A 12,544-nucleotide genomic window follows, 5' to 3' on the forward strand; every position below is an offset into this window, starting at 1 on the left:
ACGACAGGGGGGCCTCGTGACCCGATCCATGAACCGTGATGTCATCATCACCTGCGCCGTGACCGGCTCAGGAGACACCACTGGGCGCAGTGAACATGTGCCGATCACCCCGGAACAGGTCGCGTCCTCCGCGCTGGACGCCGCTTCGGCTGGGGCGGCCATTGTCCACTGCCACGTGCGCGACCTCGATACCGGGAAGGGCACCCGCACCGTGGAGCTCTACCGGGAGGTGGTCGACCGCATCCGCGAAAAGAACACCGACGTGGTGGTGAACCTCACGGCGGGCATGGGCGGTGATCTCAATGTCGGCCCTGACGACGATCCGATGGCCTGGGAGTCCGGCACCGACCTGGTAGGCGGCCTCGAACGCCTGGCCCACGTGGAGGCCATCCGCCCCGACATCTGCTCGATGGACTGTGGGTCACTGAACTTCGGTGACCACAACGAGGTCTACGTGTCCACCCCGGCGATGTTGCGCATCATGGCCGAGCGGGTCCGAGAGCTAGGCGTGCGGCCCGAGCTGGAGGTCTTCGACACCGGCAACCTGTGGTTCGCCGAGACGATGATCGCCGAGGGTCTGATCGACGCCCCGTACTGGCTCCAGCTCTGCCTGTCGATCCCCTACGGGACACCGCTGGACGTCGGGATCCTTCAGGCCATGGTGAACCGACTGCCCGCTGAGGCCGAGTTCACGTCATTCGGTCTGGGAGCCATGCAGATGCCAATGGTGGCCCAGTCGGTGATGCTGGGTGGCCACGTGCGGGTCGGTCTGGAGGACAACCTCTACCTGGAGCGCGGGGTGCTGGCCACCAACGCTCAGCTGGTTGAGAAGGCCATCCGGATCGTGGAACTGATGGGTGCCCGGGTCCAGGCCCCGGCTGATGCCCGACAGACCCTAAACCTCGGCTAGGGCGGATTCGATGGACACGGTCGCCGGGGGGCGAGCCGTCGGCCTGGTGGGCACCGGGGTGATCGGCGCTGGTTGGGCCGTCCGGGCGTTGGCCCGGGGACTCGACGTGGTGGCCTGGGATCCGGCGTCGGGCGCCGAGGACCGGCTTCGTGCTGCCGTGCAGCGGGCCTGGCCGTCGGCCACGAAACTCGGCCTCTTCCCGGGAGCTGACCCGACCCGCCTGACATGGGTTGACACCGCTGAGGAGGTGGCCGGTCGGGTCGATTGGATTCAGGAGAGCGCCCCGGAGAACGAGACGGTCAAGCGGCCGCTGATCCAGGCTCTGGCCGCCCATTCCGGCCCGGAGGTAGTCATCGCTTCCAGCTCCTCGGGCCTCCTTCCCACCAATCTCCAGGAGGGTTGCAAGCATCCGGAGCGGGTCTTGATCGGACACCCCTTTAACCCGGTGTACCTGCTGCCCCTAGTCGAGGTTGTGGCCGGCGAGCAGACTTCTGAGGCGGCAATGGACGCCGCGGTAGCCCATTACGACGACCTGGTGATGTATCCGCTGGTGGTGCGAAACGAGATCGAGGGCTACCTCTCGGACCGACTCCAGGAGGCCCTGTGGCGGGAGGTTCTCCATTTGGTGAACGACGGGGTGGCCACCACCCGCGAGCTGGACGACGCCATCAACTACGGGCCGGGGCTCCGGTGGGCCGGTATGGGCACCAACCTGACCTTTCACCTGGCGGGCGGCGAGCAGGGCATGCGCCACATGCTTCGTCAGTTCGGTCCGGCCCTGAAGCTGCCATGGACGAAGCTTGAGGCGCCCGAGCTAACCGACGACCTCATCGAGGCCATGGCCGACGGGTGCGAGGAACAGGCCGGGGGGCGTTCCATCGCCGAACTGGAACGCCTCCGGGACGACTACGTCATCTCGGTGATGCGGTCGCTGCGGCCGCTGGACCTGGGTGCCGGCCGGTTGATCGCCGAGCGCGAGGCCCGCATCCACGAAGCCGGTTCGGGTTCGAGGTGGACCGCCGGCGACGACACGGCGAATCATTTGGTGGCCGCCCCGCTGGCTCTGTACGAAACGGTCGTCGAGCCCGACTGGGTGGACTACAACGGCCACATGTCCGAGTGGGCGTTCCTCACGGCCTTCGGTTGGGCCAGCGACAAACTGTTCCGCTACATCGGGATCGACGAGGACTACCGGGCGGCCGGCCATACCTTCTTCACCGTGGAGACCCATCTCAACTACGTGAAGGAGGCGTCGCTCGGCGAACCGTTGCGATTCACCACTCAGGTACTCGGTGTGGATTCCAAGCGGCTGCATTTCTTCCACGCGATGTATCTGGTGGATGAGGCTGGGGCCGTCGGCGACCTGTTGTGCACGACCGAACAGATGCTGCTACACGTCAACACCGAGACCGGTTCGACGGCACCCATCCTCGATGGTCCCGCCGCCGCCTTGGCTGCCGTTGCCAGAGTCCACGCCGACCTGCCCGTTCCGCCCCAGGTGGGTCGCGTTATGCGGATCCCCGCCTGACCCCCGATCCGACAAGAACCGTCCGACCCCGCTGCGTAGGGAGCCCCCATGGACTTCGCCCTGACCGATGAACAGGAGATGGTGGTCGACACCGTCCGAGCCTTCACCGAGCGCGAGTTGGTACCCCACGAGGAGGAGGTCGAGCGTCTCGGCGACGTTCGGCCGGAACTCGTCGTCCAGATCCGCGATCGGGCCCTGGATGCCGGGATCTACGCGGCCAACATGCCGGCCGACCTTGGCGGAGGTGGCCTCGACAACCTCACCATGGCACTCGTGGATCGGGCATTCGGCTGGACCCAGTACGCGCTGCACTACGTGGTGGCCCGGCCGTCCAACATCCTCCAGGCGTGCGTGGGTGACCAGATCGAGGAGTACCTGCTACCCACCATCCGTGGCGAGCGGGTCGACTGTCTGGCCATGAGCGAGCCCGATGCCGGGTCCGACGTGCGGGGCATGACGTGCCGGGCGGTGCGCGACGGGGACGACTACGTCATTAACGGGACCAAGCACTTCATCAGCCACGCCGACCTAGCCGACTACACAATCCTCTTTGCGGCGACCGGCGAGGAGGAGACCCCTCGGGGCCCCAAGAAGTTGATCACGTCGTTCCTGGTGGACCACGACACGCCGGGCCTGGAGATAGCCGATGGTTACCGGTCGGTGTCCAACCGCGGCTACCACAACTGCATCCTGAGCTTCGATGACTGCCGGGTGCCGGCGTCGGCCGTGCTGGGCGAGGAACACCGGGGTTTTGAGGTGGCCAACGAGTGGCTGGGCGCCACTCGCCTGCAGGTGGCCTCGGTGTGCCTGGGCCGGGCGGACCGGGCAATGGCCGTAGCCCTGGACTGGGCGGCATCACGCGAGCAGTTTGGCCAGAAGATCGGAAAGTTCCAGGGCGTCTCGTTCAAGTTGGCCGACATGCGGACCCGGATGGTCCAGGCCGAGCTAATGACCTACCGGGCGGCATGGCTGATGGATCGAGGGGAGATGGCTGACGGCGACGCCGCCATGGCCAAGATCTCGTCGACCGAGATGCTCCAGTTCGTGTCCGACGAGGCCATCCAGATCCTCGGCGGGATGGGCCTGATGGACGAGCTGCCGTTGGAGCGGATCTGGCGCGATGCCCGGGTGGACCGGATCTGGGACGGGACGAGCGAGATCCAGCGCCATATCGTGAGCCGCGAGATGTTGCGCCCCCTCGGCGCCTGATCCGGGGATCTCGAAGGTGACCGACGTGGGCGGGGAATCCCGCCTGACCCGCCTGCTTGCACCCCGATCGGTGGCCATGATCGGAGGCCGACCAGCGGAGCTGGCCATCGAACAGTGCCGTCGCCTGGGGTACGAGGGCGAGATGTGGGCGGTACATCCGACGCGGGCCGATCTGGCCGGGGTGTCGTGCGTGCCCTCGGTTGATGATCTTCCGGGGGTGCCCGACGCGGCATTGGTGGCCGTGAACCGGTACGCCACTGTCGAGGTTGTAGGACGTCTGGCTGCCATCGGTGCCGGCGCGGCGGTCTGTTACGCCTCGGGTTTCGCGGAGATCGGACCCGACGGCACGGCTTTGCAGGAGGCCCTGGTGGCGGCGGCCGATGGAATGCCCGTACTGGGCCCCAACTGCTACGGGACGGTGGCGGCCACCGTCGGCGCCGCGCTGTGGCCCGACCAGCAGGGCTGTCGTCGGGCCGATCGGGGCGTGGCGCTGGTGACCCAGAGCGGGAACATAGGCCTGGACCTGACCCTGCAGACCCGACCCATGCCCATTGCCCACATGTTGACGCTGGGGAATCAGGCCGATGTGGGTATCGAGGAATGCCTCGAGGCGCTGGTAGGCGATCCGGCGGTCACCGCGGTGGGCCTGCACGTCGAGGCCCTCCACGACGTGCCCCGATTCGTGGCTGCCTGCCAGCTGGCCTCAAGACGGGGCGTGCCGGTGGTGGCGCTCAAGACGGGGTCCTCGACCCGTGGCGCCGAGATCGCCGCGTCGCACACTTCGTCGATGGTGGGCAGCGACGAGGCCTATCAGGCCCTTTTCTGCCGGACGGGAGTGCGTCGGGTCCGGTCCGTGCCTGAGCTGCTCGACACGTTGCACGTACTGGACCGGCTTGGGGGTCTACCGGGGAACAGGATCGTCAGCCTGAGTTGCTCGGGTGGCGAGGCTTCCATCGTGGCTGACCGTTGCGAGGGACTTGACCTCTCGCTACCCGGGTTCGACGGTGCTCGGGTAGATCGGATCCGGACGGCCCTTGGTGACCCCCAGAAAGCAGCCCTAGTTTCAGTCTCCAACCCGTTCGACTACCACACGTTCATTTGGGGCGATGCGGAACGCTTGCTGGCCACGTTCACCGAGGCGGTCACCCGCGAACCAGACGGAGCGCCGGACGCCGCCCTCCTAGTCCTGGACTTCCCGCCGGAGGACTCAACGTCGGACCTCGACGCCTCTAGTTGGTGGCCGACGCTTGAGGCGTTCGGTGCCGCGTGCATGGCGACCGGGACCCCCGGCGTGGTGGCTGCATCGATGGCCGAGAACCTTCCATTGACGGTGGAGGCCTCAGCGGCCGACATCGGTCTTGTGCCGGTCCGGGGCATCGATGAGGCACTGGTCGGGTTGGAGGCCGCCGCCTGGTGGGGGCGGAGGGTGGACGGCCCGTCGCTGGCGCCCCTGCCGGCGAGAACGACAGCGCCGTCGGGCCGGGTCGGGGGTACCTGGGCGACCTTGTTGGAGGCCGAGGCCAAGGCGGTGCTGGCCGGGCACGGAGTGCCGGTCCCGCCTGGTGAGGTGGTGGGGGTCGAGGAGGCCGCCGCGGCGGCCGACCGGATGGGCTGGCCGGTGGTCGTCAAGGCGGTTGGCGTAGCCCACAAGACCGAGGTCGACGGCGTGGCCGTCGGGTTGACAGACGCGGCCGAGGTGACTGGTGCGGCCCGGCGGATCGGGCTGGCCACCGGGGCTGACCGAGTGCTGGTCGAGGCGCAGATAGACGGGCCAGTTGGCGGGCCCGTCGAGTTGCTGGTCACCGTCCGACGGGCCGACCCGGTGGGGTGGCTCCTCACCGTGGGGGCCGGGGGCACCCTCGTCGAGGTGCTGGCTGACACCCGAAACCTGTTACTGCCGGCCGCCGATGATGACATCCGGAGGGCACTCCAGGCGTTGGCCATCCGTCCGTTGCTGGACGGCCATCGGGGTCGACCGGGGGTCGATCTGGATGCAGTGGTCGACGTAATCCAACGGATCGGGGCGGCCGCTCTTGCCGTGGAGGGATTGGTCGAGGTGGAAGTCAACCCGTTGATGGCCACCGCGGAAGGTGCCACGGTGGTGGACGTCTTGATGCAGGTCGAGGACCCCGAGGAGCAGTCATGAGTGAAGAGACGGCGAGCCCGATCCGGACGACGGTCGATGGTCCGATCCTCGACGTGGTGTTGGACCGTCCGAAGGCCAACGCCATCGATGCGGCGACTAGCCGTGAGCTGGGCCGAGTGTTCGCGGGGTTCCGTGACGACCCGTCATTGCGGGTGGCCGTGTTTACCGGTGTCGGTGAACGGTTCTTCTCGGCTGGTTGGGACCTGACGGCGGCGGCCGACGGGGAGGCGTTCGAAGCTGACTACGGCGAGGGAGGTTTCGGGGGGTTCTGTGAACTTCCGGGTCGGAACAAACCGGTGGTCTGTGCGGTGAACGGCATGGCCGTCGGAGGCGGTTTCGAGATCGCCATGGCCGCCGAGTTCGTGGTGGCCGCCGAGCACGCGACTTTCTTCCTGCCCGAGACCGGTCTGGGAATCATCCCCGACGCGGGCGCTATCCGACTGCCACGTCAATTGCCGGCGGTGGTGGCCAACGAGGTGCTCTACGGCGGTAGGCGCCTGGATGCCGCCGAGGCGGAACGGTGGGGTCTGGTCAACCGAGTGGTGCCGGTCGACGAGTTGTCCGCCGCGGCTCGGGAGCTGGCCGGGCGGATCGCAGCAGCGGCCCCGTTGGCCGTGGAGGCCGTGATGGCCATCGACCAGGCCACGGGCCACCGGTCACTGAACGAGGCGTTCGGGCATCTGCGGTCGGGTCAACTCGAGGCCTACGAGAGGATGTTGACCTCTGAGGATGCCCTGGAGGGACCGAGGGCTTTCACCGAGCAGAGGGACCCCTACTGGCAGGGATGTTGATCTACTGACAGGAAACTCTGAAGGGCACGGAAGTGCGATAGGTTCCGGCCCCGTCGGGCGGACCCTCTGTGGCCCGTTCGCTCCGATCGGACGACGGTGTCCGGTCACTGACCAGTAATGAGGAATACATGAGCAAGCGTCTGACGACCCCGATGGTCCGGGACGATGGCGTCCTCCGCGAGGCCACCTGGGAGGAGGCCCTCCAGCGGGCCGCCACCGGGTTTCGCGCTGCGGTCGACACCCACGGCCCGACGGCCTTCGGGATGTTCAGTTGTTCGAAGACCACCAACGAGGTGAACTACGCCGCGCAGCGGTTCGCCCGTCGGGTCATCGGCTCGAACAACATCGACAGCTGTAATCGAACTTGACACGCTCCCAGCGTCGTCGGTCTGGCGACGGTCTTCGGAGCAGGCGGGGGAACCTCCTCGTATGTGGAAATCGAGGAAGCGGACCTCATCATCATGTGGGGATCCAACGCACGTAACGCACACCCGATCTTCTTTCATCACGCCCTACGTGGTGTGGCCAACGGTGCGCGCATGTGGTCCGTCGACCCGCGCCGCACCGGCACTGCCAAGTTCGCCGACCACTGGCTGGGCCTCAACGTCGGCACCGACATTGGCCTGGCCAACGGCGTGGCCCGCGAGATCATCGCTGCGGGCCTCACCAACGACGAATTCATCGCCAACGCCACCACCGGCTACGAGGAGTTCGTGGCCTTCGTCGAACCGTGGACCCTGGAGCACACCTCGGCGGTCACCGGCGTACCAGCCGAGGCAATCCGCGACCTAGCTCATGCATACGCCACAGCCGACAAGGCCCAGATCTGCTGGACGCTGGGGATCACCGAGCACCACACCGGCGTCGACAACGTGCAGTCCCTCTGCAATCTGTCGCTTCTCACCGGTCACGTCGGGCGTTGGGGATCGGGGCTCGTACCCCTGCGCGGGCAGAACAACGTGCAGGGTGGCGGCGACATGGGCGCGCTGCCCAACAAGCTAACCGGGTTCCAGGATGTCGAGGACGACGATGCCCGGGGAAAGTTCGAGGAGGCGTGGGACTGCACCATTCCGTCGACCAACGGCTGGAATCTCACCCAGATGTTCGAGGCCATGGGTCGTGACGAACTCAAGGCCGTCTACTGCATTGGTGAGAATCCTGTTGATTCCGAGGCCGATGCCATCCACGCCCGGGCCATGTTGGAGCGACTCGACATGCTGGTCGTCCAGGACGTCTTCATGACCCGAACCGCCGAAATGGCCGACGTGGTGTTCCCGGCTGCCCTGGGATGGGCTGAGTCCGACGGGACGGCCACCAACAGTGAGCGACGGGTCCAGCGGATGCGGGCTGCCGTGCCGCCACCCGGGCAGGCCCGCCAGGAGGTCGGCATTATCAACGACCTGGCGGCCGCTATGGGCGACGACCAGTGGGGTCAACCCGCGCCGGAGGATCTCTGGGAGGAACTCCGCACGGTGTCACCCATGCACGGCGGTATGTCGTGGGATCGTCTGGAGGCCGAGGGTGGCATCCAGTGGCCATGTCCCACCGACGACCATCCGGGGAGCCCGTTCCTGCACGGCCGCCTCTGGGAGCGACCGGTGCAGGGTCGGTTGGCTCCGTTCTCGCGTGTCGAAGACCGACCGCCATTGGACGTGCTGACCGAAGAGTTCCCCCTACGGCTCACCACAGTGCGGGCGCTGGACTCGTACAACACCGGGGTACAGACCGAGCACTTCCCGTCGCCCATCCGAACCGGTGAGGCGCTGTCCATCTCGACGACCGACGCCGACCTCCTCGGGGTGACCGACGGCGAGCGGGTCACCGTGTCGTCCCGCCGGGGATCGATCACCATGACCATTGAGGTGGAGGAGCATCTGGCGGTAGGCCTCTGCCACACCACCTTCCACTTCCCGGAGACCACCGACATCAACCAGATCACCAGCGATGCCGTTGATCCGAAGTCCGGGACCGCAGAGTTCAAGGCAGCTGCCGTCCGGGTTGACAAGCTCGTGGATGGTCCGTTGGTAGGAAACAATGCCTGACCTGTACTTCGGGGCGACCGAGGAGCCGACCGAGAGTGAGCGTGCCGCGGTGGCTGAGGCCATCTCGGGATACGGCGCAGTCACCATTCGCGAATCCGAACGCCTGGTGCATGCCGGGCGGACCCGCACCCGTGAACGTCGCCACCTGCTCCTGCCCGCGCTGCACGCCCTGCAGCGCACCGCGGGGTGGATCAGCCCTGGTGGGCTGGACCATGCGTGTGCCGAGCTGGAGGTACCTCCGGCTGAGGCTTACGGGGTGGCGACCTTCTACCACCTGTTCACCCACGAGCCGCCGGGCTCCATGGACACCGTGCACGTCTGTGACGACGTGGCCTGCCGCCTCTTCGGTGCCGTCGGCCTGATCGACGATTTGCGGGCAGAGGGTCATCACGTGAAGGCCAGTCCCTGCCTCGGCCAGTGCGAACGGGGGCCGGCGATCATGGTGCAACGCACCGGTGCACCCGATCTGACGGTGGTCGCCGTTGACGACGGTGCGGGGTGCGGCCCCGTTTCTCCCGCCGAGGTGTCGGTGGCCATCGCGGACGCCACCTCAACGCCGTCCGTGGAGCTACCCCAGGCCGGAGATCCGGGTCTACGGCTTCTGGCCCGGGTCGGGGTGGTCGACCCGACCAGCCTCGAGGACTACCGGACCCACGGTGGCTACCAAGCGTTGGAGGCATCGCTGTCCATGGGCGGCGACCAGGTCATTGCCGAGATCACGGCCTCGGGTCTCTCGGGGCGCGGCGGCGCGGCGTTCCCCACCGGAGTGAAGTGGCGTGGCGTGGCCGACCAGGAGGGTCGCCCTCGTCATCTGGTGTGCAACGCGGATGAGTCCGAGCCGGGAACCTTCAAGGACCGCGTGGTCATGGAGGGCGACCCGTTTTCCCTGGTCGAGGCCATGACGGTGGCTGGCCTGGCCATCGGAGCAGAGCAGGGCTGGTTGTACATACGCGGCGAGTATCCGGTGGCCACTGAACGCCTCACCCACGCCATCGCCGAGGCTTACGCGGCTGGGTTGCTGGGTGCCGACGTGGCCGGATCGGGCATCCGTTTCGATCTCCACCTCCGGAACGGGGCCGGTGCCTACATCTGTGGCGAGGAGACGGCCCTGTTCAACTCCATCGAGGGGTTCCGGGGCGAGCCCCGTAATAAGCCGCCATTTCCGACGACCCACGGGTTGTTCGGCGAGCCGACGGCCATCAACAACGTGGAGACGCTCGTCAATGTGTTGCCCGTGGTGCTCATGGGCGGTGAGGCCTACGCAGCCGACGGCACCGAGCGCTCCCCGGGCACCAAGTTGTTCTGCCTCAGCGGGCGGGTGGTCCGGCCTGGCACCTACGAGGTGGAGTTCGGTGCCACGTTGCGTGACCTGATCGAACTGGCCGGAGGGCTACCCGACGGCCGTGTGTTACGGACCGTCATGCTGGGAGGGGCGGCGGGCAGTTTCGTCGGCCCTGAATCGCTCGACATGCCTCTGACGCTCGAGGACACGCGAGCGGCCGGCGCTTCGTTGGGATCCGGTGTGATCATGGTGTTCGACGAAAGGGACGACATGGTCGACACCGTGCGACGCGTTGCCGAGTTCTTCCGCGACGAGTCCTGTGGCCAGTGCGTGCCGTGCCGGGTGGGGACGGTTCGCCAAGAGGAAGTGCTGGTGCGCCTCGGTCGCGGATCCGCTATCGACGACGAGCGCGATCTGTTGGACGACCTGGCGACCGTGATGAAGGACGCCTCGATCTGTGGTCTCGGACAGACGGCGTCCGGGGCGGTTCGTAGCGCCATTGATCTGGGCCTGCTGTCCGGTCTAGGTACTGGCGCGGGGGCGGACGGTTCAGACGGCGACAAGTCAGGACTCGACGAGGGGGGCATCAGGTGAACGAGGTTCCGGTGACGGTGTCGACGACGGTCGAATTCACCCTTGACGGTGACGCAGTAAGGGTGCCCGAAGGCTCCACGATTCTCGACGCTTGTAGGCGCGAGGGCATTGACACGCCCACGTTGTGCTGGGCCGAGAACCTGACGCCGGTGAACGTGTGCCGGGTCTGCGTGGTGGAGGTCGAGGGCTCGCGAGTGCTGGTGCCGTCGTGTTCGAGGCCCGTCGAGGAGGGCATGGTCGTGTCCACCGACTCCGACCGGGTCCGCACCAGTCGCCGCATGGTCTACGAGCTCTTGGCCTCGTCGGTCGAGATGGACCGGGCCGATCCCGAGGTGCACGCGTGGATGGTGCACTACGGCGCTCGCCCGGAACGCATGGGGGACCGGTCCGAGATCGCCACAGTGGCCCAGCCCATCAAGATCCAGGACGACCTGTACGTGCGGGACTACGAGCGGTGCATCCTCTGTTACAAGTGCGTGGAGGCGTGCGGCGATGATGCCCAGCACACCTTCGCAATCGCCACGGCCGGTCGGGGATTCGACGCCCACATCTCGACCGAGCATGACGTGACGCTGCCCGACTCGGCGTGCGTCTATTGCGGCAACTGCATCGGGGTGTGCCCGACCGGAGCGCTGGCATTCAAAACTGAACACGACATGCGCGAGGCCGACACGTGGGACGAATCGGCCCAACAGGTCACGACCACCGTGTGCCCGTTCTGCGGAGTGGGTTGCAACCTCGAGTTGCACACCCAAGATGACCGCATCGTGAAGGTCACCTCGCCGGCCGACCATTCGGTCACCCATGGACACCTGTGCATCAAAGGCCGGTTCGGCTGGCAGCACGCCCACGCCTGAACGGGGCCTGAGTCCTGGGCTCAGCCCTTTGGCTTGACGAGCACGACCACCCAGCCGTCGATGCCGGCGCCCGGCAGGTGTTCGCCGTGCTCTCGGAAGGCCACCGTGGCGATCCCGTCGGCCTCGATGGCGTCCAGTTCGGCTGGGAAGTCGCCCTCGTCCCAGAAGTGGTCGTTAAGGCCGACGACTACTGCGCCACCCGATCGGACGACCCTCAGCACGTCGCGTAGGGCCGATGGTCGGATGTGACCGAAGGAGAACACGCCTACGGCCGCTGCTGCGTCGTAGGTCCCGTCGTCCACGTCGAGGCCTTCGTTCAGGTCGGCCTCGAACAACCGCCGGTAGACGCCGGTATCCGCCGCCCGGCGGAGCATGGGTGAAGAGAAGTCGCAGCCGTCCAGCTCGGTGAAGCCGGCATCGCACAATGCCAGGCCCGACAGTCCGGTGCCGCAACCCACATCCAGGACTCGGCATGCCAAGGGCGGGTCGCCCGTGGTGGAGTCGGAGTCGGTCCAGTCGGTCATCGGTGACATCACCGAAGAGAGAGCGATGGCACAACGTGTCGGCTGGGCGTATCCCTTGTCGACCCCGATCTCCTGGTCGTAGGTGGCGGCCCACGCCTCGTAGTGGTCCAGGGTCTCGGCTCCGGTCTTGAGTTCGTAGGCCGTTCTGAGGAGTTCCGCCGTTCCCTCATCGCCAGAATCACCCATGGGATGGGAATATACGCCTCGGCAGCCAGGTGTATTAGGCAGCCAGGTGTCTTACCACTATGCGGGATGTGGTTTTCACATTGCGAAAAGATGACGACTCCGAGTCTGCGGAGATTTCTTGTGACGTACGTCGCATCCGCGCATATCCTGACCAGCGGCGGTTCGAGGGGCCGTCGCGCGGCCAGCCGATTGTCGGCGGCCACGTTCATCCACCTGATGGAGGAAATAACGATGTTTCGACGTTCGCGAGTTCTACTCGCGGTGCTGCTGGGCTTTGCCCTGGTCGCCGGGGCCTGTGGCTCCGACGATGCAGATGACGCTGCCGCCGGAGGCGATTCTTCGGCGGCGACTACCACTGCTGCGCCGGCTACGACTGCTGCTCCGGCTACGACGGCTGCGCCAGCTCAGGAAGAGGTCGGTACCGCCGAGGACCATCTGGGTGATGGAAGCCTCGGCGAGGTTCGTGTCGGTGCTG

General features: G+C 66.7%; 10 protein-coding genes. 9 read left to right on the plus strand and 1 reads right to left on the minus strand.

All coding sequences use genetic code 11. The features are described from left to right. Positions 1–16: 16 nt before the first annotated feature. The 8 genes from QF777_02525 (at position 17) to QF777_02560 (ending at position 11,359) form a co-directional block, all read left to right on the plus strand. On the plus strand, positions 17–910 hold the full coding sequence (locus tag QF777_02525) for a 3-keto-5-aminohexanoate cleavage protein (protein MDP6910428.1): 894 nt from the start codon (positions 17–19) through the stop codon (positions 908–910). Between the two features lie 10 nt (positions 911–920). Continuing rightward, the gene (locus QF777_02530; GenBank protein MDP6910429.1) at positions 921–2,438 is read left to right on the plus strand and encodes an L-carnitine dehydrogenase; all 1,518 of its coding nucleotides are present in this window, start codon (positions 921–923) and stop codon (positions 2,436–2,438) included. A gap of 48 nt (positions 2,439–2,486) precedes the next feature. Beyond that, on the plus strand, positions 2,487–3,647 hold the full coding sequence (locus QF777_02535) for an acyl-CoA dehydrogenase family protein (GenBank protein ID MDP6910430.1): 1,161 nt from the start codon (positions 2,487–2,489) through the stop codon (positions 3,645–3,647). 16 nt (positions 3,648–3,663) lie between these two features. Further along, positions 3,664–5,793, plus strand: a complete 2,130-nt coding sequence (locus QF777_02540; protein ID MDP6910431.1) for an acetate--CoA ligase family protein — start codon at positions 3,664–3,666, stop codon at positions 5,791–5,793. Further along, entirely contained in the window at positions 5,790–6,584 is a 795-nt protein-coding gene (locus QF777_02545; GenBank protein MDP6910432.1) for an enoyl-CoA hydratase-related protein, read from the plus strand. The genes QF777_02540 and QF777_02545 overlap by 4 nt, the downstream gene beginning before the upstream one ends. Before the next feature lie 128 nt (positions 6,585–6,712). Beyond that, complete coding sequence (locus tag QF777_02550) at positions 6,713–8,626, plus strand: molybdopterin-dependent oxidoreductase (GenBank protein MDP6910433.1); 1,914 nt, start codon at positions 6,713–6,715, stop codon at positions 8,624–8,626. Next, positions 8,619–10,502, plus strand: coding sequence for an NADH-ubiquinone oxidoreductase-F iron-sulfur binding region domain-containing protein (locus QF777_02555; protein ID MDP6910434.1), 1,884 nt, complete (start codon positions 8,619–8,621; stop codon positions 10,500–10,502). The genes QF777_02550 and QF777_02555 overlap by 8 nt, the downstream gene beginning before the upstream one ends. After that, entirely contained in the window at positions 10,499–11,359 is an 861-nt protein-coding gene (locus tag QF777_02560; protein ID MDP6910435.1) for a 2Fe-2S iron-sulfur cluster-binding protein, read from the plus strand. The genes QF777_02555 and QF777_02560 overlap by 4 nt, the downstream gene beginning before the upstream one ends. 20 nt (positions 11,360–11,379) lie before the next feature. On the opposite strand, the gene QF777_02565 is transcribed toward QF777_02560, so the two are convergent. Continuing rightward, the gene (locus QF777_02565; GenBank protein ID MDP6910436.1) at positions 11,380–12,069 is read right to left on the minus strand and encodes a class I SAM-dependent methyltransferase; all 690 of its coding nucleotides are present in this window, start codon (positions 12,067–12,069) and stop codon (positions 11,380–11,382) included. 231 nt (positions 12,070–12,300) lie between these two features. Here QF777_02565 and QF777_02570 point away from each other — a divergent pair. Beyond that, a partial coding sequence (locus QF777_02570) for a hypothetical protein (protein ID MDP6910437.1) occupies positions 12,301–12,544 on the plus strand: 244 nt, incomplete at its 3' end.

Source organism: Acidimicrobiales bacterium (assembly GCA_030747595.1).
Taxonomy (GTDB): domain Bacteria; phylum Actinomycetota; class Acidimicrobiia; order Acidimicrobiales; family MedAcidi-G1; genus UBA9410.